15 protein-coding genes are annotated in these 21,222 nt (G+C 67.9%); 9 read left to right on the top strand and 6 right to left on the bottom strand.

The genetic code is table 11. The annotated features are described in order from the left end of the window. Positions 1-13 precede the first annotated feature (13 nt). Positions 14-478: an SH3 domain-containing protein gene (locus QF040_RS01880; RefSeq protein ID WP_429609563.1), complete on the bottom strand. Its 465-nt coding sequence runs from the start codon at positions 476-478 to the stop codon at positions 14-16. A 176-nt stretch (positions 479-654) separates the two neighbouring features. On the opposite strand from QF040_RS01880, the gene QF040_RS01875 reads away from it, so the two are divergent. Together QF040_RS01875 and QF040_RS01870 are read left to right on the top strand one after the other, a co-directional pair. Next, on the top strand, positions 655-2,367 hold the full coding sequence (locus tag QF040_RS01875) for a phosphoethanolamine transferase (RefSeq protein WP_429609562.1): 1,713 nt from the start codon (positions 655-657) through the stop codon (positions 2,365-2,367). Positions 2,368-2,436: 69 nt separating this feature from the next. Beyond that, positions 2,437-3,594 carry a hypothetical protein gene (locus tag QF040_RS01870; protein WP_429609560.1) on the top strand — a complete coding sequence of 386 codons (1,158 nt, stop codon included), beginning with the start codon at positions 2,437-2,439 and terminating at the stop codon, positions 3,592-3,594. Between the two features lie 27 nt (positions 3,595-3,621). Here the strand turns inward: QF040_RS01870 and QF040_RS01865 are convergent, their stop codons facing one another. From QF040_RS01865 to QF040_RS01850, 4 genes are all read right to left on the bottom strand, one after another. Next, positions 3,622-4,578, bottom strand: a complete 957-nt coding sequence (locus QF040_RS01865) for an alpha-E domain-containing protein (protein WP_042580506.1) — start codon at positions 4,576-4,578, stop codon at positions 3,622-3,624. Between the two features lie 29 nt (positions 4,579-4,607). Next, complete coding sequence (locus QF040_RS01860) at positions 4,608-6,116, bottom strand: circularly permuted type 2 ATP-grasp protein (protein ID WP_429609558.1); 1,509 nt, start codon at positions 6,114-6,116, stop codon at positions 4,608-4,610. 166 nt (positions 6,117-6,282) lie between these two features. After that, positions 6,283-7,110 (bottom strand): oxepin-CoA hydrolase, alternative type, encoded by an 828-nt coding sequence (locus QF040_RS01855; protein ID WP_429609557.1) that lies wholly within the window; start codon positions 7,108-7,110, stop codon positions 6,283-6,285. A gap of 207 nt (positions 7,111-7,317) precedes the next feature. Beyond that, positions 7,318-9,762 (bottom strand): DNA internalization-related competence protein ComEC/Rec2, encoded by a 2,445-nt coding sequence (locus QF040_RS01850; RefSeq protein WP_429614598.1) that lies wholly within the window; start codon positions 9,760-9,762, stop codon positions 7,318-7,320. A gap of 141 nt (positions 9,763-9,903) precedes the next feature. On the opposite strand from QF040_RS01850, the gene QF040_RS01845 reads away from it, so the two are divergent. The 6 genes from QF040_RS01845 (at position 9,904) to QF040_RS01820 (ending at position 18,988) form a co-directional block, all read left to right on the top strand. After that, positions 9,904-13,440: a DUF2126 domain-containing protein gene (locus QF040_RS01845; protein ID WP_429609555.1), complete on the top strand. Its 3,537-nt coding sequence runs from the start codon at positions 9,904-9,906 to the stop codon at positions 13,438-13,440. Positions 13,441-13,503: 63 nt separating this feature from the next. Next, entirely contained in the window at positions 13,504-16,275 is a 2,772-nt protein-coding gene (locus tag QF040_RS01840; protein WP_429609554.1) for a circularly permuted type 2 ATP-grasp protein, read from the top strand. A gap of 32 nt (positions 16,276-16,307) precedes the next feature. Next, on the top strand, positions 16,308-17,132 hold the full coding sequence (locus tag QF040_RS01835; RefSeq protein WP_429609553.1) for a basic amino acid ABC transporter substrate-binding protein: 825 nt from the start codon (positions 16,308-16,310) through the stop codon (positions 17,130-17,132). Between the two features lie 15 nt (positions 17,133-17,147). Further along, the gene (locus QF040_RS01830) at positions 17,148-18,107 is read left to right on the top strand and encodes a transglutaminase family protein (RefSeq protein ID WP_429609552.1); all 960 of its coding nucleotides are present in this window, start codon (positions 17,148-17,150) and stop codon (positions 18,105-18,107) included. Continuing rightward, positions 18,104-18,562, top strand: coding sequence for a RidA family protein (locus QF040_RS01825; RefSeq protein WP_429609551.1), 459 nt, complete (start codon positions 18,104-18,106; stop codon positions 18,560-18,562). The genes QF040_RS01830 and QF040_RS01825 overlap by 4 nt, the downstream gene beginning before the upstream one ends. 60 nt (positions 18,563-18,622) lie before the next feature. Further along, positions 18,623-18,988 (top strand): DUF2845 domain-containing protein, encoded by a 366-nt coding sequence (locus tag QF040_RS01820; protein WP_429609549.1) that lies wholly within the window; start codon positions 18,623-18,625, stop codon positions 18,986-18,988. Between the two features lies 1 nt (position 18,989). Here QF040_RS01820 and QF040_RS01815 read toward each other — a convergent pair whose 3' ends face one another. Beyond that, positions 18,990-19,904, bottom strand: coding sequence for a LysR family transcriptional regulator (locus QF040_RS01815; RefSeq protein WP_429609547.1), 915 nt, complete (start codon positions 19,902-19,904; stop codon positions 18,990-18,992). 164 nt (positions 19,905-20,068) lie between these two features. On the opposite strand from QF040_RS01815, the gene QF040_RS01810 reads away from it, so the two are divergent. Further along, complete coding sequence (locus tag QF040_RS01810; protein WP_429609546.1) at positions 20,069-21,208, top strand: DSD1 family PLP-dependent enzyme; 1,140 nt, start codon at positions 20,069-20,071, stop codon at positions 21,206-21,208. Positions 21,209-21,222 lie beyond the last annotated feature (14 nt).

The following is a 21,222-nucleotide window of genomic DNA, read 5'->3' as shown; positions in this document are numbered from 1 at the left end:
GACTTCTTGCCGGCTACCAGCCCCAGACCAGGCGCCGCGCCACCCACCCGGTGCCGCCACCTTCGTGCGTGACCTTGACCCAGTCGCCGCGGCGTTGCAGGGTTCGCAGCACATCGCCGTAGGCTGCGCGGCGCACGACCGGGCTGCGCGCATTCGGCGACTTGCGCAGCACGACGGCCTTCGCCTTCACCACGTGATGCGGCGTCTTGCTCGTCATTGGCCGGTAGATCCAGGCCTTGTCGTTCTCGAAGTCGCGGACATGCAGCCAGTTGCCCTTGCGGCCGATCACGCGGAACGGATAGCCCTTGCTCACCGTCCAGTGGGATTCGTAGCGCTGGCCGGGGCCGGTGCGCATGTTCAGTGTGCCGACCGCGGCGCTGACCATCTGTCTTTGGGTTGCGGCCGACGCGGAAGGCAAGGCCATCCAGGCAAGGGCGAAGGCAAGCAGGAGCGCGGGCAGGCGGCTGAATCTGGACATGGAGAGAGGGTTCCTTTCTAGGAGGATCGGGAATTTCCGGCGAGGTCGAGCCTTGCCGGGCGAGCCCGTCTGGGACCATCGGGCGCGATAAGTTCCGTGAGGGATATCCCCGACTCATCCTCGACTCGCGGCTGCCATGGCCCCCTCGGGCATCGGGACACTGGGCCTTGCAACGGATGCGCGGACGCAGAATCCGCACGCCTTCGACTGTTGCGCCGTCTCGTTTGACTTCTTACTCCTCTGACACAGCCGCCCCGCGCCGCACCTCCCGCAACAGCGCCCTGCTCGCCTGCGGCGTGGTCGGCGCCACCTTGCTTGCGCTGATCGCGCTCGGCCACGACGGCCGCCGCATCGCCCAGCTCGCGGTGCTCGCCTCACCGATGGTGCTGTGGCTCGCGTGGCCGCTGCGCAGCGCGCGGATGCGAAACGTGCGCACGGTGCTCGTGTGGCTCTGGGCCATGGGCTTCGCGCTCGACGCCGCGGTGCGCGCCTACCTGCTCGACACCTACCAGGCTGCGCCCGATGGCGCGATGGTGCTCGGCGCCGCGGCCAACACCAATGCGCGCGAGACCACGGAATACCTGTGGATGCATTGGCGCTCCGCGGTCATCTGGTCGGGCGCGCTCGCGGTGGCCGGCGTGCTCGTGGGCATGTTCGCGCGGCGCGGCGCGGCCGTCGATGCGAGTGCGTCTTCCACGCGCGCAAGGTCACCGTTCTGGCTTCGATCGCTGGTTCTCGTTCTCTTGCTGGTGGCCTGCGTGGCCTATGCGAGCAAGCCGTGGCGGCGGCTGCATCCCGCGATCTTCTGGGCCGGCTGGTCGCAGTCGGTGCACGCGCAGCGCGCCGCCTGGGCCGGCCAGGAGAAGGTGCGCGACCGCTTGATGGCGCAGGCGAAGGCCATCGCCCCAGTTGCACTGCAGGCCGGCCCGTCAACGGTGGTGCTGGTCATCACCGACAGCATCAACCGCGACAACATGGCGCTCTACGGCTACGGACGCCCGACCACGCCGCGCCTCCTGGCGCACAAGGCGCAGGCCGGCGAACAGATGGCGGTGCTGAAGAACGCATGGTCGGTGGACGCGAGCACCCTGCCCGCGCTGCGCAACATGTTCCATTTCGGCCTGCCCGAAAGCGAAAACCCGCCGCATCTCTTGGCACTGGCGCGCGCCGCCGGCTACAAGGTCTGGTGGATCAGCAACCACGACGACCTCGCCATCGAGCAGCAGCATGCGCGCCTGTCCGACGTGGTGGACATGGTCAACCGCACGCCGGGCCGCGCCAGCGCCTCGCTGGACGGCGAGATCCTCGACTGCGTGCAGGAAGCCTTTGCCGACACGAGCACCGACCGCAAGCTCATCGTGGTCCATCTGATGGGCGCGCACCCGCACTACAGCCTGCGCTTTCCCGAGAACGCCAACCCGTTCGACGACGATGTCGATGCCGTCGAGAACGGCCTCGTGAAAGACGGCCGCTCGGCCTGGGTGCGGCGCTTTCGTCAGGAGTACGACGCGGCGCTGCTGTATCACGACTTCGTGGTGTCGGAGCTTTTGCAGCAGACGCGCAGCGCAGGCAAGCCGGGCGAGGACCGTGCCTGGATGTACCTGTCGGACCACGGCCAGGAAGTCGGCCACGGCAGCGACCGCGCGGGCCACAGCCCGTCGACCGCTTCGGGTTATCGCATCCCGACGGTCATCTGGCGCAATCGGGAGCCGCTGCCGAATGCCGCCGCGCAGCAGCAGCCCTTTCGCGCGGATTGGACGGGGTGGGCGCTGATGGACCTGCTCAAGATCCAGTGGAGCGGGCAGGTGCCGGAGCGCAATGTGCTGGGCGATGCCTACCGTTGGCAGGCACCGGCGATTCCGGTGGCGGTAGAGTCGTTCTCGCGCTGAGCGCGCTGGCAACATTGCCACCGGGCTTCATGCCCGATCCGATTCATCGACGTTCCGGAGCATCCTTTCATGACCCGCATCCGCGTTCTTCTCGACCCCGCCGGCAAGACATGGGCCACGCGCTGCGAAGGCGCAGACGTGATCGTTCGCGCCGGCGCGCCCGGCAAGGAAAAGGAAAGCACCAAGTCGCAAGCCGATGCCAAGGCCGCCATCGCCTATGCGCAGAAGGAGGAATGGTCGCGGCTCAAGAAGGGCTTCCTGCTCATCAACCCAGAAGCCCGCGCCGGCGAGCCGCGCATGCACCGCTACCTTGGCCAGGGCTACACGGGCGCGATGCCGGTTGCCGACTTCAAGGGCCAGCTCCTGTGCAGCCGCAATCTCGCTTCCGACATGCATCCTCAAGCCGCTGGCAGAGATCAACTGGTGGTCATCGACGCGCAGGCGCAAGAGACCGATGCCTTCGAGGCCCCAGAGAACACGCTGATCTGGAACGCCCAGTACGCGCCGGCGCTCGATCGCTTGCTCGTGCAGGCCGATCACGGCGTGCTGGCCTGGTCGCCCGCCACGCGAACTTTCGAAGCCCTTGCCAAGGAGAACCGCACTCCCGCGAGCTTCCTGAGCGTGGCGGGCACGCGCGCCGCGTGGTTTGCGCAACCGGAGCTGGTGGTGCGCGATCTGTCGGTTTCGGCAGGCGGCGCCGACTTGCTCAGGCACGAAGCGCACCCCCAGCTTCACGGCGGGCACACGCCGCAGATGGAAGGCGCGCTGTCCTCACGGGGCGTTCTCGCCTTCTGCGTGAAGGCCGGCGAAGTGCAGTTCCTGGACGTGGCCGGCGGCACCGCCAGACCCGCATGGACAGGCGATTTCGAAATGGTCACCAAGCTGTGCTTCACCCCCGATGGGCGCTGGCTGCTCGCCAAGGAGCAATACGGCGGCTGGACCCTTCGCTGCTTCGACCTGGAAACCGCCGCCCCGCGCGCGGACTGGCCGGAGCTCGGCAACCTGGCGAACAGCGATTTCGCGCTCGACCCGTCAGGCGAACGCCTGGCCGTGGCGCATCGTGGCCACATCGAAGTGTTCGAGTTCGCGACGATGAAATCGCTGCTGCGCTTTGCGGTCGACCATGTGATCAAGCGCTGCGCCATCGCCTGGATCGGCAACGACGCGATCGGCGTGCGCACCGACTACGGATGCGCGAGCCTCTACGCGGTGAACGCGGCGGGCTGAGAGCGGCGCCCGTCCACCCGCCCGCGCTCAGTGCGCGGGAACCAGAAAGTCCTGGCTGATGCGCCCGCCCAGTTCATTCACCCGGTCGAGGAACTGCGTGAGGTACGCATGCAGCCCGGTCGCCAGTATCTCGTCGACCCGCGCGTACTGCAGGTCGGCCAGGAGCTTGCCGGCGCGGCGCTGGGTTTCGGCGCTCTGCTCGTTCTGCACCTTCGCGAGGTTGTTGACCACCTCGACCAGGCTCGCATGCAGCGAGCGCGGCATGTCGGCGCGAAGAATCAGGAGCTCGGCCACGCGCTCGGGCTTGATCACGTCGCGGTACACCTTGCGGTAGACCTCGAAGGCCGAGACGCTGCGCAGGATCGCGCTCCAGTGATAGAAGTCGTACTCCTGGTCTTCCTCGGTGGCGGCGCCGAAGAACTCGCTGTTGAGCGCGTGGAACTTCACGTCCACCAGCCGGGCGGTGTTGTCGGCGCGTTCAAGGAAAGTGCCCAGGCGCGAGAAGTAGAAGGCCTCGTCCTGCAGCATCGTTCCCAGCGTCACGCCGCGCGAGAGGTGCGAGCGGAACTTGACCCATTCGAAGAACTGGCCCGGGTCGCGCTCGAAGTCGCCTTGACGCAGCATACGGTTCACTTCGAGCCAGGTCGTGTTCTGCGTTTCCCACGCTTCGGTGGTGAGCGCGCCGCGCACGGCACGCGCGTTCTCGCGCGCGGCCTTGAGGCACGAGACGATCGACGAGGCATTGCTCTCGTCCTTGACCATGAACTCCATCACCTCGTTGGGCGTGATCTGCTCGTACTTCTTGTTGTAGAGCGGCAGCAGTTCGCTGATGGACAGCACGCCCTGCCAGCCGTACTTGGCCACTTCGGCCGACTGCGGAAGCAGCGAGGTCTGGTAGTTGACGTCGAGCATGCGCGCGGTGTTCTCGGCGCGCTCGGTGTAGCGGGACATCCAGTAGAGATGATCGGCGGTGCGTGAAAGCATCGTTTGTTCTCCTAAATTCTTGCTTGCACTCAGGCCGATGCCGATGGGCTCTGCGACTGGGATTGGGACTGTGATTGCGCCTTGGGCGCACGCTCGGCTTCGAGGATCCAGGTGTCCTTGGTGCCGCCGCCCTGCGACGAGTTGACCACCAGCGAACCTTCCTTCAGCGCCACGCGCGTGAGGCCGCCGGGCACCATCTGCACCTCCTTGCCCGAGAGCACGAAGGGCCGCAGGTCGATGTGGCGCGGCGCGATGCCGGCATCGACGAAGGTCGGCGAAGTCGACAGGCTCAGCGTGGGCTGTGCGATGTAGCCATCGGGCTTGGCGATCACGGCCTTCTTGAAGTCCTCGATCTCGGCCTGCGTGGCGGCCGGGCCGATCAGCATGCCGTAGCCGCCTGCGCCGTGCACTTCCTTCACGACCAGGTCCTTCATGTTGTCGAGCGTGTACTGCAGCTCGTCCTTGTTGCGGCACATGTAGGTGGGCACGTTCTTCAGGATCGGCTTTTCGCCGAGGTAGAACTCGATCATCTTGGGCACATAGGGGTAGATCGACTTGTCGTCGGCCACGCCGGTGCCCACTGCATTGCAGATCACGACGTTGCCCGCGCTGTAGGCGCGCATGAGGCCGGCCGTGCCGAGCGTGGAGGTGGAGCGGAACACGTCGGGGTCGAGGAAGTCGTCGTCCACGCGGCGGTAGATGACGTCGACGCGCTTCGGGCCGCGCGTGGTGCGCATGTAGACGAAGTCGTCCTTGACGAACAGGTCCTGCCCCTCGACCAGCTCGATGCCCATCTGCTGCGCGAGGAAGGCGTGCTCGAAGTAGGCGCTGTTGTACATGCCCGGCGTGAGCACCACCACCGTGGGCTCGGCCGTGGCGGGCGGCGCGCTGGCACGCAGGGTTTCGAGCAGCAGGTCGGGGTAGTGGGCGACCGGCGCGATGCGGTTCTGGTTGAACAGCTCGGGAAAGAGCCGCATCATCATCTTGCGGTTCTCCAGCATGTAGCTCACGCCGCTGGGCACCCGCAGGTTGTCTTCGAGCACGTAGTACTCGCCGTTGCCCTGTGCATCGGGCGCTCGCACGATGTCGATGCCGGCGATGTTCGAGTAGACGTTGTGCGGCACGTTGACGCCCATCATCTCGGGGCGGAACTGCGCGTTGTTCAGGATCTGCTCGGCCGGAATGATGCCGGCCTTGATGATTTCCTGATCGTGATAGACGTCGTGCAGGAAGCGGTTGAGCGCGGTAACCCGCTGCACCAGCCCTTTTTCCATGCTGTCCCACTCGTGGGCGGGAATGATGCGGGGCAGCAGGTCGAACGGAATGAGCCGCTCGGTGCCCGAGCCGTCCTCATCCTTGGCGCCATACACCGCGAAGGTGATGCCGACCCGGCGGAATATCAGTTCCGCCTCTTCGCGCCGCGATCGCATCACCTCGCCGGGTTGCTTCGCAAGCCATTGGTCGTAGCGCTTGTAGTGCTGTCGGATTGCAGCCCCCGCATAGGGCAACTGCTCATACATCTCATCGAATTTGTGCATGGAACGACCAATCTCCTTGTTCCATAGCTTAGCAAGTTCAAGGCCAAAGATCGGCACACCCCCAGTCTTCGCGCACTTCGTGTCGCTTCGCCAACCCCCTCGCCGGGGGCAACACCAGCGGCCCGGCGAAGCCGGTTCCGCGGTGTTCCCCGAACAGAGCCCTCTGTTATTCCTTCTTCCGGGCAGCGAGGAATTCCTTGATCCGCTTGCCGCTTTCGTCGCTGTAGAGGCTCTCGACGAGCACGCCGCGCTCGGCGTCGAGTTGTTCGCGGCGGCTCCGCCCGCGGGCCGAATGGACCAGTTCCTTGATGCGCGCCTGCACATCGAACGGGCCTTGTGCGAGCTTCTGCGCCCAGGCGAGCGCGGCGGCGTACGCGGTACCGCGCGGCACGATGCGGTTCACCACGCCCCAGTCGTGCAGCCGCCGGGCGTGCTGGACCGAGCCGCCCAGCAGGATCTCGATCACCGCCTGCGGTGGCAGCGAGCGCGCCAGCGAATCGGTGCCACCGCCGTCGATCGACAGGCCGAAGTTGACGTTCGACATCACAAACTCCGCATCGTCGGCCGCGACGATCAGGTCGCAGGCCAGGCAGAGCGAAAAGCCGCTGCCCGCCGCCGTGCCCTCCACCGCGGCAATCACCGGCTGGGGCGCTTCCTGCATTGCCATGACCCATTCGTTCAGGGCGTCGGAGTGCGCCATCTGCTCGGCCTGCGGGAGCTTGCGCTGCCGCACGAGCCGCCGCAGGTCGCCGCCGACGCAGAAATGCTCGCCCTCCCCGGTCAGCACGATGGCGCGAACGGTGCGAAAGCCTGAAGTGGCGCGTATCGCCTTGGCGGCGGCGCGATAAATCGAGGGATTGACGGTGTTGCGCGCCGCCGGATTGCTGATGGTCAGCACCAGCACCGCCCCCTCGCGGTGCATCTGGAGTTTGGCGGCGGGGGCGGAAGAAGCCGCTCCGGCGCTGGTGATGGCGGGCACGGCGGCGGACGTCATGACGCCTGCCTTCCGAGGAACCCAAGGAACCTGCGCTGAAGCTTGTCTCTGCCGTGCATGGCGCCCCTCCGTGTTGTTTCCGGACGATACAACGCATCAGGCGCCTCAAAGCGCGACGTGGCAACCGGTCCGCGGCCTTCCGTTTAACAATTTGTTCACGATTTTGAAGAGTTCTCCGGTGCGGTTCCACCGACGTGTCGGCAGGTTTCAGGGCATGCGGTGGTGCCAGTAGCGGGCACGGCGCTCGCGCTCGCAGGCCAGCTCGGCGGGCCGCTCGCTGACCCAGTGCGCCGCGCCGCAACGCGCGCTTTCCACCAAGCGCACGCCCCGCTCCGTGTAGCGCGCGACCACCTCCCCGGCGGGGTGCCCGAAGCGGTTGCGATAACCCGCCTGGACCAGCCCGATGCGCGGGCGCACCGCATCGAGCAGCGCCTCGCTCGACGATGTCTTGCTGCCATGGTGAGGCACCAGCAGCACGTCGGCCCGCAGGTGCGCCTCGGCCGTTCGCGCGACCAGCGCGGCCTCTTGCAGCCGCTCGATGTCGCCGGCCAGCAGCACCGTCGCCCGGCCGTTGCCGATGCGCAGCACGCATGAGACGGCATTGGGCCGGGTGAAGCTGCGGTAGTCGGTATCGAAGGGATGCAGCACCTCGAAGCTCACCCCGTCCCAAGTCCAGCGCTGGCCTGCTTCGCACCGCTCTGTCGGGCGCAGCGCCTGCAGCGGATGGGTGGCTTCGATGGAACTGAGCAACGCGGCCTGCGGCTGCATCGCAAGCACCGCGGGTGCGCCGCCGGTGTGGTCGGAGTCGCGGTGGCTCAGCACCAGCATGTCGAGCCGCTCGTCGAAGGCGCGCAGCAGCGGCACGAGCACGCGGTGGCCGGCATCGCTCTCGAGGCTGTAGCGCGGTCCCGTGTCGTAGAGCAGGCTGTGCGTGGCGGTGCGGACCAGCACCGCGTTGCCCTGCCCGATGTCGGCCGCGAGCAGTTCGAATTCGCCGGCGGCGGGCCGCGGCATCTGCCACAGCAGCACGGGCAAGAGCAGCGGCAGGCCGAGCGCACGCATCGGCCAGGGCAGGTGCATCACGAGCAACGCGCCGCCCGCCACACCGCAAGCGGCCATCCACCACGGCGGCGCGGCCATCGAGACCGTGGCGAAAGGCAGCCCTGCCAACCATTGCAGCAGGACGGCAAGTGCCTGCACGGCCCAGGCCGCGACGTCCCACAGCGGCGCCACGACCGCGCCCAACATGGCCAGCGGCGTGACCACGAGCGTGACCCACGGAATCGCGAGGGCGTTGGCCAGCAGGCCGACCAGCGACACCTGCTGGAACAGCAGCAGGCTCAACGGCGTGAGCGCAAGCGTGATCACCCATTGCTCGCGAAAGAACAGGAACAGCCGGCTCGCGGCCGTCGGCTTTCTTCTCTCGCCCGCTTCCGTTGTTGACGAATCGGTGGCGAAGAGCACGCCCACCGCCACGAAGCTGAGCCAGAAGCCCGCCTGCATCAGCGCCCAGGGATCGAGCGCCACCACCACCGCGGCGGTCAACAGCCAGACATGCGGCCACGGCCAGCGCCGGCCGGTGAGGCGCAGCAAGGCGATGGTGGCGAGCATCCACACGGTGCGCTGCGCGGGCACGCCCCAGCCGCTGAAGAGCGCATAGAGCGTGGCGAGCAGCACGCCGCCGATCAGTGCCGCCTGCGGTGCGGGAAGCCGCAGCATCAACCGGCCGCTGCGCCGCCAGAGCGCGCCGACGACGTGCGCCGCGAGCCACGCGAACATCGTGATGTGCAGGCCCGAGATCGACATCAGGTGCGCCACGCCGGTCGCCCTGAACACGTCCCAGCCGGCACGGTCGATGGCACGCTGGTCGCCGGTGACCAGCGCGGCGATCACACCCGCCTGATTGCGGTCGGCCACGCGCTCGAACACGGCGTCGCGCACCGCCTCCCGCGCGCGCTCGATGGGGTGCCGCCATGTGCTCGCCACATACGCCGGCGCGGCATCTCGCGTGCCGGTCCGCACATAGCCATTGGCATGCACACCCTGCTCCCACATCCAGAGCTCGCTGTCGAAGCCATGCGGATTGAGATTTCCGTGCGGAGCCCTGAGCCGCACCGTGAGCTGCCATCGCTCGCCGGCATGCAGTTCGCCGACGACGGCTGAGGAAGTTGCCCGCCCCTCGACGGCATGCCCCCAGATCCCGGTGTTCTCGCCATACCAGCCCAGCGCGATGCGCGCTGGCACTGTGGGTGGCGCGTCGTCGCGGGCATCGGCCCATCGGACGGATTCGACATCGAGATGAAACCGCGTTCCGGTCTCGTTGCGCTGCGGCATCTGCGAGACCACACCGGTCACGCGCAGGTCGCGACCTTCTAGCGACGGATCGAGCGCACCGCCCGCATAGGCAACGGCACGCCAGCCCGCGAGCCCCGCACCGGCCATCGCGCCGCACACCAGCGCAGCGACCAGCAGCAGCAGCCCGAAAGCACGCCGCCACCACAGTCCCGCCGCGCCTGCAAACAGCAGGGCCACATAGACGCCCATCGCCCACAACGCAGGCTGATGAAGCTGCAACGCCGCACCGGCCAGCGACCCCGCCAACGCCACAAACGCCCACGACCCGCCCCTGCCGGACGCACGCGACGGCGTCAGCACACAACCTCACGACACATGATGCAAACCCTCCCCGAACCCGCGCTCGATGGCGCGTTAATTGCTTGTTATCTCGGCTAGTATGCGTCTCACAAGAGACATCTTTTCGATGCAATCTCGCAGTACTGCACACAAAAACGCATGTCCATTCACGCCGCACTCCACCACGTCACCCACTACAAATACGACCGCCTGGTGCAGTTGGGCCCGCAGGTCGTGCGCCTGCGGCCCGCGCCGCATTGCCGCAGCAACGTGATCTCGTATTCGCTCACGGTCGAGCCGGCCGAGCACTTCGTCAACTGGATGCAGGACCCGTTCGCGAACTACCAGGCGCGGCTGGTGTTTCCCGAGAAGACGCGCGAATTCAAGGTCACCGTCGACCTCGTGGTCGAGATGGCGGTCTACAACCCCTTCGACTTCTTCCTCGAGCCGCAGGCCGAGAACTTTCCGTTCAAGTACACCGCCTCGCAGGCCGAGGAACTCGCGCCCTACCTCGTGGCCGACCCGGTCACGCCGCTGGTGGAGGCCTACCTCGAAAAAATCGACCGCAAGGAACAGCGCACCATCGACTTCCTGGTCGGCCTGAACCAGCAGGTGCAGCAAGACGTCAACTACCTCATCCGCATGGAGCCCGGCGTGCAGACGCCGGAAGAAACGCTCACCAACGGCAGCGGCTCCTGCCGCGACTCGGGCTGGCTGCTGGTTCAGCTGCTGCGCCACATGGGCCTGGCCGCGCGTTTCGTCTCGGGCTACCTGATCCAGCTCACGCCCGACGTGAAGGCCCTCGACGGTCCGAGCGGCACCACGGTCGACTTCACCGACCTGCACGCCTGGTGCGAGGTGTTCCTGCCGGGCGCCGGCTGGATCGGCCTCGATGCCACCTCGGGTCTGATGGCGGGCGAAGGCCACATCCCGCTCGCCTGCACGCCCTCGCCGTCGAGCGCGGCGCCCATCGAAGGCGGCGTCGATGAGTCCGAGGTCGAGTTCGGCCACGAGATGAAGGTCACGCGCATCTACGAATCGCCGCGCGTCACCAAGCCCTACACCGAAGAGCAATGGGCCGAGGTTCTTTCGCTCGGCGACGCCGTCGATGCGCGCCTGAAGGCCGGCGACGTGCGCCTCACGATGGGCGGCGAGCCCACCTACGTGGCCACCAGCGACCGCGACGCGCCCGAGTGGAACACCGACGCGCTCGGCCCCACGAAGCGCGGCTATGCCACCGAGCTCGTTCACAAGCTGCGCGCCGAATACGGCAACGGCGGCTTCCTGCATTTCGGCCAGGGCAAGTGGTACCCGGGCGAGCAGCTGCCGCGCTGGGCGCTCTCGATCTTCTGGCGCGCCGACGGCCAGACGCTGTGGCACGACCCGGCGCTCTTCGCCGACGAGCGCTTCCCCACGCACTACACGAGCGAAGACGCCCAACGCTTCACCACCACGCTGGCCAGCAACCTCGGCCTCACCGAGCGCTACATCCAGCCAGGCTACGAAGACACCTACTACTACCTCTGGCGCGAACGCCGCCTGCCGGTGAACGTCGACCCCTTCGAATCGAAGCTGGACGACGAACTCGAACGCGTGCGCCTGCGCCGCGTGTTCACGCAGAAGCTCGATGCGGTGATCGGCTACATGCTGCCCATCGAGCCAGGCAATGCGGATGGCGACGCGCCCGCGCTCGCCGGCCCCGGCTGGAAGACCGGCCCCTGGTTCCTGCGCGACGACCGGCTCTATCTCATTCCGGGCGACTCGCCCATGGGCTACCGCCTGCCGCTCGACTCGCAGCCGTGGGCCAGCAAGGGCGACTACCCCTACCTGATCGAGCGCGACCCGACCGCGCCGCGCGGTGCGTTGCCGAGCGCGGCCGACTACCGTGCGCGCTACAGCACGGGCGCTGCCGGTGTGGCCGGCGCAGTCGGTGCGACCCTCGGCGACGTGCCCTACACCTTCGGCACACCGCCGGTGGTGCCCGCCTCGCTGCGCATGCAGAGCCCCGGCGATGCATCGAACGGGGATGCGGCAGCAGCGGCGGCAGCGGCCTTCGCAGCCGCGAACGCCAGCGCCACGCCTGTGACCCGCCAGCCCCTGCGCGGCGAATCGGCCCACTGGGTCACGCGCACCGCGCTGTGCGTCGAGGTGCGCGACCCGCGCCGCGCCAACGGTCCGTCGGCCGAGAAGAAGGGCAGCGCCTCGGGCGTGCTCTACGTCTTCATGCCGCCGTTCGCGCGCCTGGAGGACTACCTGGACCTCGTCGCCGCCGTCGAAGCCACCGCGCGGCAGCTGGGCATGCGCATCGTGATGGAAGGCTATCCGCCGCCGCGCGATCCGCGTCTGAAGATGCTGGCCGTGACGCCCGACCCGGGCGTGATCGAAGTCAACATTCATCCGGCGCACAACTGGAAGGAACTGGTCGCGCACACCGAGTTCCTCTACAACGCCGCGTTCGAGACGCGCCTGTCGGCCGAGAAGTTCATGACCGATGGCCGCCACACCGGCACCGGGGGCGGCAACCACTTCGTGATGGGCGGCGCCACGCCGGCGGACAGCCCCTTCCTGCGCCGACCCGAACTGCTCGCGAGCCTGCTGCTCTACTGGCACAACCATCCGTCGCTGAGCTATCTTTTCTCGGGCATGTTCATCGGCCCGACCAGCCAGGCGCCGCGCGTGGACGAGGCGCGCAACGACCAGGTCTACGAACTCGAAATTGCCCTGCAGGAAATCGCGAAGAACCGCGAGATCTACGGCCAGAACATGCCCGCATGGCTGGTCGACCGCACGCTGCGCAACATCCTGATCGACGTGTCGGGCAACACGCACCGCAGCGAGTTCTGCATCGACAAGCTCTACTCGCCCGATTCGAGCACCGGCCGCCTCGGCTTGCTGGAGCTGCGTGCGTTTGAAATGCCGCCGCATGCGCGCATGAGCATCGCGCAGCAGCTCCTGATTCGCGCGCTGGTCGCCCGTTTCTGGGACGAGCCTTACAAGGCGCCGGTCACCCGCTGGGGCACCGAGCTGCACGACCGCTTCCTCTTGCCGACCTTCGTGAAGATGGACTTCGACGACGTCATCAGCGAGATGCGCCAGGCCGGCTTCGCGTTCGACCCGGACTGGTTCGCGCCGCACTTCGAGTTCCGCTTCCCGCTCGTGGGCCAGATGCAGGCGATGGGCGTCGAACTCTCGCTGCGCAACGCGCTGGAGCCATGGCACGTGATGGGCGAGGAAGGCTCGGCGGGCGGCACGGTGCGCTATGTCGATTCGTCGCTCGAGCGCATCGAGGTGCGCGTGACCGGTCTCAACGAGAGCCGCCACGTCGTCACCGTCAACGGCAAGGTTCTGCCACTGCAACCCACGGGCGTGACCGGCGAATTCGTCGCGGGCGTGCGCTACAAGGCATGGAACCCGCCCTCGGCGCTGCATCCGAGCATCGGCGCCCATGCGCCGCTGACCTTCGACCTGGTCGATACCTGGATGAAGCGCTCGCTGGGCGGCTGCCAGTACTTCGTGGCCCATCCGGGCGGACGCAACTACGACAGCTTCCCGGTCAACGCCTACGAGGCCGAGAGCCGCCGCCATTCGCGCTTCACGCGAATGGGCCACACGCCCGGCCTCATGCGCACGCCGCCGGCCACCATCGAGCTGCCGGGCAGCCGCGAATTCCCGTTCACCCTCGATCTGCGGCGATAAGGGGCCATTTAGCACACTGCCGGAGCGGCCTCGCCGTGACGGCGGTGTGACAATCCCCCACCTGTGGAACCTTTGAACGAATCCCTGTTCGACGCCCAAGCCCTGGAGTTTCCAGCGGCCTTGGCGTCGACGCTCGCGCCGCCCGCCCTGCCCGGCCACTTCGATGAATTGCGTGGCGGGGCCACGCCGGCGGCGCCTCTGCGGCCTGCTCCACCGGGTACCCCGGCGGCAAGTGCCCCGCTGCTGTACGACGCGGCGGCGGAGCGTCCGGCTGCAACTCAATCGCCATCCCAGTCCCAGTCTCAGTCCCAATCTTCCGCATCGCAGTCCCAGAGCCAATCGCAGTCGCAGCAACCGGCCGCGCCTGGCGAAACCCCACCGCTCACCCCCGCCTGGAACGCCTTCTTCGACCAGCTCGGCCCGGGCGGCTTCAACGACCTGCCGCGCCGCGCGGTCAGCCTCGAGCGGCAGATCCGCGACAACGGCGTCACTTACAACGTCTACGCCGATGCCACCAACGGTCCGCAGCGGCCCTGGTCTCTCGACCTGTTCCCGCTGATCGTCTCGCCCGAGAGCTGGAGCCAGATCGAGGCCGGCGTCCTGCAGCGGGTGCGCGTGCTCGACCGGGTGATGGCCGACGTCTACGGTCCGCAGCAGTTGCTGAGCGAAGGGCTCATTCCGCCGGCGCTGGTGCGCGGCCATCCGGGCTACCTGCGTGCACTCCACGGCGTGAAGCCGCCGGGCGATACCTGGCTGCACATCGCGGCCTTCGACCTCGCGCGCGGCCCCGACGGCAACTGGTGGGTGGTGTCGCAGCGCACCCAGGCGCCTTCGGGCCTGGGCTACCTGCTGGAGAACCGGCTGGCCATCACGCGGCAGTTTCCGCAAGCCTTCGAGGCGCTGCATGTGCAGCGCCTGGCCGCTACCTACAGCGCCATGATGGACGGCCTTCAGCGCATGTGCCCGGCCGGCGTGCCGCCCCACATCGCGCTGCTCACGCCCGGCCCGTACAACGAAACCTACTTCGAGCACGCGTACCTCGCGCGCTACCTGGGCGTGACGCTGGTCGAGGGCAGCGACCTCACGGTGCGCGACCAGCGGCTCTACCTGAAGACCCTGCAGGGCCTGCGTCCGGTGCACGGCCTCATCAAGCGACTGGACGATCAGTTCCTCGACCCGCTGGAGCTGCGCCCCGATTCCACGCTCGGCGTGCCCGGCCTGCTGCAGGCGATTCGCGCCGGCAACGTGCTGGTGGCCAACATGCCGGGCTCGGCTTTTCTCGAATCGCCCGCGCTCCTCGGTTTCCTGCCGGGCCTCGCGCGCCGGCTGATCGGCGAAAAGCTCAAGCTGCCAGCCCTCCCCACCTGGTGGTGCGGCGAGCGCGCCGCACTCGAGGCGGTGCTGCCGCAACTGGGCGACTGCTTCATCAAGCCCACCTACCCCGGCATCGACGGCCGCACCAGCTTCGATGCGGTGCTCGGCAGCCAGCTCGGGCGGCGCGAACTCGACGAGTGGGCCGGCCGCATCGTGCGCGAGGGCGATGCCCACACGGTGCAGAGCTACCTGCCGCTGTCGCAGATCCCGACCTGGGCCAGCGATCTCGGTCCCGGCCACATCGCGCCGCGCGCGGTGCTCCTGCGGGTGTTCGCGGTGAGCGACGGCGCGCAGTCGTGGCGCGTGCTGCCCGGCGGCCTCGCCCGGCTCGCGGGCGCCGATGCGCAGATCGCCTCGATGCAGCGCGGCGGCAGCAGTGCCGACGTGTGGGTGCAGACGCACGGCGAGGTCGATCGCACCACGCTGCTGCAGCCGCACGCCACACCCGCTTCGCTCGCGCGGCATCGCGCGCCGGTCACCAGCCGCGCCGCGGAGAACATGTTCTGGCTCGGCCGCTACACCGAGCGCGCCGAGAACGCGGTGCGTCTGGCGCGCCTCACGCTCAACCTGCTGGGCGGCGAAGACCAGTCGTCGCGTCCGCTGCTCGAATGGCTGCACCGCATGGCCGTGCGCAATGCGCTGGTGCCGGCCGAGGCGCCGAGCGCGCCGCAGTCGCGACGCGTGTTCGAGCGCGCCCTGGTGGCCGAGCTCGGCGATGTCGATGGGGGCGGCAGCGTCGGATACAGCCTGCGCTGCATCCGCCAGGCCGCGGCCGCGGTGCGCGAGCGGCTGTCGCAGGACAACTGGAACCAGATCGTGCGCGCCGAAACCGAGTTCCTGCGGCGTGCCGCCGAGCAGGCCGGCGAAGGCAGCTTCGCCGCCAGCGCCGCGTTGCGCGCGCTCGAATCCGCCAGCACCGCGCTGGCCGCCATGACCGGCGCGCAGACCGACCGCATGACGCGCGACGACGCCTGGCGCCTGCTGTCCATCGGCCGCCACATCGAGCGGCTGGGCTTCTTGTCGAACGCGCTCGAAGTCGGCTTCGGCAACGGCGCGGTGCATGAGGTCAGCGGCTTCGAGGCGATGGTGGCGCTGTTCGACAGCACCATCACCTTCCATGCGCGCTACCAGCAACGGCGCGACGTCGCCACGCTGGTCGACCTGTTGGTGCTCGATGCAGAGAACCCGCGCTCGCTGGCCTGGGTCACGCAGACCCTGCGCGGGCGCATCGCCCGGCTCGCAGGCAGTGCACCTGGCAAGCTCACCGCGCTCTCGTACGAGCTGCCCGATCCGGTCACCTGGACGCTCGAGCACCTGTGCGCCGCGGGGCCGGAGGCCAACTATCCCGCGCTGATCCAGTTGCTCGCCAACTGCGAGACCGCGGCCTACCATGTGTCGGACGCCATCGGCACGCGCTACTTCACGCTCACATCCGAATCGCTGCGCTCCGTCGGCGCGTGATTCCACAACGATATTTCGAAGGAGGCATTTCCATGTCGGGCATCGCCATCAATCGCCGTCTCACACTCTCCGCTGCTGCACTTCTCGTCGGCCTCGCGCTCGCCGGCTGCGGCAAGCAGGAAGCCGCCGCACCCGCCGCCGCTTCTTCGACACCGCCACCGCCCGCCGCGGCGCGCGTGCTGGTCGTGGGCACCGACGCAGCCTATGCGCCCTTCGAATCGCAGAACGAAAAGGGCGAAGTCGTGGGCTTCGACATCGACGTGGTGAAAGCCGTCGCGCAGAAGGCCGGCATCGAAGTGAAGTTCGTCAACACGCCGTGGGAAGGCATCTTCAATTCGCTCGACCAGGGCGACCGCGACCTCTTGGTGTCGTCCATCACCATCACCGACGAACGCCGCCAGACCATGGACTTCTCGCAGCCCTACTTCGAAGCCAGGCAGCTCATCGCGGTCAAGAGCGATTCGCCCGTCGCGAAGTTCGACGACATCAAGACGCTGAAGGTCGGCGTGCAGAACGGCACCACCGGCGACGAAGTGGTGGGCAAGCTGCTCGGCAAGTCGAACACCGCCATCAAGCGCTTCGAATCGACGCCGCTCGCGCTGAAGGAGCTCGAAGCCGGCGGTGTGCAGGCCGTGGTGGCCGACAACGGCGTGGTGGCGCACTACCTCGCGAACAACGCGGGTGGCGGCTTCAAGACAGTGAGCGATGCCGGCTTTCCATCCGAGCAGTACGGCATCGCGGTGAAGAAGGGCAATGCCGAACTCCTGGCGAAGATCGACAAGGGCCTCGCGGACATCAAGGCCGACGGCACCTACGCGAAGATCTACGCGTCGCACTTCGGCACTGAGTCGAAGTAAATCATCGGCTTCGCCATGCTGCTGCACGTCACCCACGAAACCCGCTACGAATACGCGCCGCCTGTCGAGACGGCGCAGCACCTGGCCCACCTGAAGCCGCTGGCCACCGGTTCGCAGCGGCTCGTGAGCCACCTGCTCACGATCGATCCGCCGCCGGCCCAGCGCGGCGAGTTGCCCGACGTTTACGGCAACACCCGCGCCTTCTTTGCGCTCGAGGCCACGCACGACCGGCTGGTGGTCACGGCCGAGAGCGTGGTCGATACCTCGGTGCCGGTGCTCTCGGACGCCATCGCCCGCGAGCTGCCCTGGGAGACGGTGCGCGAGCGTTTCCGCTTCCGCAAGGACGCCACGTTCGACGCGGCTTCCGAGTTCGTCTTTCCCTCGCCCTACGTGCCGCGCCACGACGACTTTGCCGCCTATGCGCGCGCGAGCTTCGCGCCCGGACGCCCCACCTTCGACGTGGCGATGGATCTCACCGAGCGCATGTACCGCGACTTCGACTACGACGCCGACAGCACCGAGATCAACACCCCCGCCGTCGAGGCGCTGGCGCAGCGCAAGGGCGTGTGCCAGGACTTCGCGCACATCATGATCGCGTGCTTTCGCACGCTGGGCCTGCCCGCGCGCTACGTGAGCGGCTACCTGCTCACGCAACCGCCCCCGGGCCAGCCGCGCCTCGTGGGCGCCGATGCCTCGCACGCGTGGGTGTCGGTGTACCTGCCCGGCGAGAGCAAGGACGGCGACGGCGGCTGGGCCGACTTCGACCCCACCAACGGCCGCCAGCCCGGCGAGGACTACGTCACGCTGGCCATCGGCCGCGACTACTCCGACGTTTCGCCGATGCGCGGCGTACTGCATGGCGGCGCAAGGCACACGCTCAGCGTCGGGGTGACCGTGCAGCCGGTGGGGGAAGTGATCGAGCTGGCATCGCAAAGCCAGACACAATCGACATCCCAAGACAAGGAGTCTCCATGAGCGTTTACGACAAACTTTCCAGCCTCGGCATCACCCTGCCCCCAGTCTCGGCCCCCGCCGCCGCCTACGTGCCTTTCGTGCAGACCGGCAACCTCGTGTTCCTGTCGGGCCACATCGCCAAGAAGGACGGCAAGGTCTGGGCCGGCCAGCTCGGCGTGAACATCACCACCGAGGAAGGCAAGCAGGCCGCACGCGCCATCGCCATCGACCTGCTGGGCACGCTGCACGCGGCCGTGGGCGACCTCAACAAGGTCAAGCGCATCGTCAAGGTGATGAGCCTCGTGAACTCGGTCGGCACCTTCACCGAACAGCATCTCGTGACCAACGGCGCGAGCGAATTCTTCGCCGAAATCTTCGGCCCCGAAAAGGGTGCGCATGCGCGCAGCGCGTTCGGCGTTGCACAGGTCCCGATGGGCGCCTGCGTCGAGATCGAGCTGATCGCCGAGGTCGGCTGATCCGGTAGAGAAAAAATGCCCCGCCGGTCGGGGCTTTTTCTTTTTGAAGCCTTCAACGCCATGAACATCGTCCTGCGCACCTTCGCCTCGACTGCGCTTTTTCTCGCCGCCCTGCAACCGGGCGGCGCGTCCGCGCAATCGCTCAGCTGCGGCGGTTTTCTCGCAGGCGTCGGCGAATCGAAGTTCTCCGTGCTCAACAAATGCGGCGAGCCGGTCCTGAAGGACATCGTCTGCGTTCCTCGCCCGCAGGTCGAAGTGATCGTCGCGCCGGGCCTGCGCGGCGGCGGCACGCGGCAGATCATCAGCCAGCAGTGCATTCCGATGGAAGACTGGACCTACCACCGCGGCCAGGGCAACTTCCTCGGGATCGTGCGGTTCTACAACGGCGCCGTCGAGTCTGTGCGCGACGGCGACCGGGTGCAGTGAGCTAGCTGCCGAAGCTCTCCCCCAGAAACTCGATCAACGCCTGCACGCGCGCCGTGCGCCCCTTGCGCGTCGGCACCAGCAGCACGACCGGTGCGCTGTCGAATTCCCAGTCCTTCAGCACCCGCACCAGCGAGCCTCGTGCGATCGCGTCCGCCGCGTCCCACTCGGAGCGCAGCACCAGCCCCATGCCCTGCTCGGCCCAGTGCCGGGCCACGCTGCCGTCGTTGGTGACGAAGGCCGGCGCGATGCGCAGCGTTTCGCGCGCACCGACGCGTCGTTGCGCCTTCGGCTTTGCCGCGCGGCGCACATGCCACAGCGTCACGTCTTCGTCGTTCTCGCGGATGACGATGCAGTCGTGCCCCACCATCACGTCGCGTGGAACGCGGGGCGTGCCGCGCGCGCGCAGGTAATCGGGACTCGCGCACAGCCAGCGCTCGTTGGCGCTCAGCGTGCGCGCGACCCAAGACGAATCACGCACCGTGCCGATGTGGATGATCGCGTCGGCATCGTGCCGGTCGGGCCACGGCGTCTCGCGCAGGTCGAACTGGATGCGCAGGCCTGGGTGCAGCCGGGCGAAGCGCGCGAGCATCGGCGCCACGTACTGCCGGCCGTAGCCGAAGGGCGCGGCAATGCGCAAGGTGCCGGTGAGGCGGCGGTCGTCGCGCTGCATCGATTCGCGCAGGCCCTCGATCTGTCCGAGCAGCGCCGCGGCCTCGCGCGCGAAGCGTTCGCCCTCGGCCGTGAGGCTGAGGCGCCGTGCGGTGCGGGTGGCCAGCGACAGGCCGAGCGTGGCTTCGAGCTTGCGCAGCCGCATCGACAGCGCGGGCGGCGTGACGTCGAGCGAGCGCGCCGCGGCGCTCAACGAAGGCTCTCGCAGCAGGGCCGCTGCCAGTTGCATGTCTTCGATCTGGATCATTAAGCTGTGCTGAACGATTGATGAGTTCGCATTGAAGCACAACGACGGCTTTGAAACGTACAGTCCGTGCCCATGAAAGCCTCACATCGCCCGATCGAGCACCTGCGCTCGCGACATGTTCGGGGCGCCGATCTTTCGCCTCGTTCACCTGACCGGACAACGCAATGACCACCCTCACCCTCGCCACCATCGACACGCCCGCCGCCATCGTCGAGCAGCCGCGCATGCAGCACAACATCGCGCGGATGCAGGCGCGCATGAACGCACTCGGCGTGCGCTTCCGTCCGCATGTGAAGACCAGCAAGTGCATCGACGTGGCGCGTGCACAGCGCGATGCGGGCGCGCAGGGCATCACCGTTTCCACGCTGAAAGAGGCCGAGCAGTTCTTCGCCGCGGGCTTCACCGACATCCTCTATGCCGTGGGCATGGCGCAGCACCGTCTGCCGCATGCGCTCGAGTTGCGCCGCCGCGGCTGCGCGCTGTCGATCATCACGGACGGTGTCGCCTCGGCACGCGCCATCGCCGAGTTCGGCCGCGCGAACGGCGAGGCCTTCGACGTGCTGATCGAAGTCGACACCGACGGCCACCGCTCGGGCATCCGCCCGGACGACGACGTGCTGCTCGAAGTCGCGCAGGTGCTGCATGACGGCGGCATGCGCCTGGCCGGCGTGATGACGCACGCCGGTTCCAGCTACGACCTCGACACACCGGAGGCGCTCCAGGCCATGGCCGAGCAGGAGCGTGCCGGCTGCGTGCGCGCCGCGCAGCGGATTCGCGATGCAGGCCTGCCCTGCGCCGTCGTCAGCGTGGGCTCCACGCCCACGGCGCTGATGGCCCAGCGCCTCGATGGCGTGACCGAAGTGCGGGCCGGCGTCTACGTGTTCTTCGACCTCGTGATGCGCAACGTCGGCGTCTGCAGCACGGACGAGATCGCGCTGAGCGTGCTCACCACCGTGATCGGCCACCAGGTCGAGAAAGGCTGGGCCATCGTCGATGCGGGCTGGATGGCGATGAGCCGCGACCGTGGCACGCAGAAGCAGAAGCGCGACTACGGCTACGGCCAGGTCTGCGGCCTCGACGGTGCAGTGCTCGAGGGCTATGTGCTCAGCGGTGCGAACCAGGAGCACGGCATCCTGTCGCGCGAAGGCGCGCCCGACACCGACATTGCGACGCGCTTTCCGATCGGCACGCGCCTGCGCATCCTGCCGAACCACGCGTGTGCGACAGGCGCGCAGTTCCCCGAATACCAGGCGCTTGACGAAGACGGTGCGTTGCAGACGTGGGGACGCTTCCACGGCTGGTGACTGCGCGCATCGCC

Origin of the sequence: Variovorax sp. W2I14, assembly GCF_050435205.1 — a bacterium.
GTDB lineage: Bacteria > Pseudomonadota > Gammaproteobacteria > Burkholderiales > Burkholderiaceae_C > Variovorax > Variovorax paradoxus_C.
Note: the sequence above shows the minus strand (reverse complement) of the source record. Positions and strands in the feature narration are given on the sequence as shown.

What these genes read in the sequence shown, in the direction of transcription:
- QF040_RS01880 (WP_429609563.1), bottom strand. Translation starts at nt 478, where the DNA reads ATGTCCAGATTCAGCCGCCTGCCCGCGCTCCTGCTTGCCTTCGCCCTT.
- QF040_RS01875 (WP_429609562.1), top strand. Translation starts at nt 655, where the DNA reads ATGCGCGGACGCAGAATCCGCACGCCTTCGACTGTTGCGCCGTCTCGT.
- QF040_RS01870 (WP_429609560.1), top strand. Translation starts at nt 2,437, where the DNA reads ATGACCCGCATCCGCGTTCTTCTCGACCCCGCCGGCAAGACATGGGCC.
- QF040_RS01865 (WP_042580506.1), bottom strand. Translation starts at nt 4,578, where the DNA reads ATGCTTTCACGCACCGCCGATCATCTCTACTGGATGTCCCGCTACACC.
- QF040_RS01860 (WP_429609558.1), bottom strand. Translation starts at nt 6,116, where the DNA reads ATGCACAAATTCGATGAGATGTATGAGCAGTTGCCCTATGCGGGGGCT.
- QF040_RS01855 (WP_429609557.1), bottom strand. Translation starts at nt 7,110, where the DNA reads ATGACGTCCGCCGCCGTGCCCGCCATCACCAGCGCCGGAGCGGCTTCT.
- QF040_RS01845 (WP_429609555.1), top strand. Translation starts at nt 9,904, where the DNA reads ATGTCCATTCACGCCGCACTCCACCACGTCACCCACTACAAATACGAC.
- QF040_RS01835 (WP_429609553.1), top strand. Translation starts at nt 16,308, where the DNA reads ATGTCGGGCATCGCCATCAATCGCCGTCTCACACTCTCCGCTGCTGCA.
- QF040_RS01830 (WP_429609552.1), top strand. Translation starts at nt 17,148, where the DNA reads ATGCTGCTGCACGTCACCCACGAAACCCGCTACGAATACGCGCCGCCT.
- QF040_RS01825 (WP_429609551.1), top strand. Translation starts at nt 18,104, where the DNA reads ATGAGCGTTTACGACAAACTTTCCAGCCTCGGCATCACCCTGCCCCCA.
- QF040_RS01820 (WP_429609549.1), top strand. Translation starts at nt 18,623, where the DNA reads ATGAACATCGTCCTGCGCACCTTCGCCTCGACTGCGCTTTTTCTCGCC.
- QF040_RS01815 (WP_429609547.1), bottom strand. Translation starts at nt 19,904, where the DNA reads ATGATCCAGATCGAAGACATGCAACTGGCAGCGGCCCTGCTGCGAGAG.
- QF040_RS01810 (WP_429609546.1), top strand. Translation starts at nt 20,069, where the DNA reads ATGACCACCCTCACCCTCGCCACCATCGACACGCCCGCCGCCATCGTC.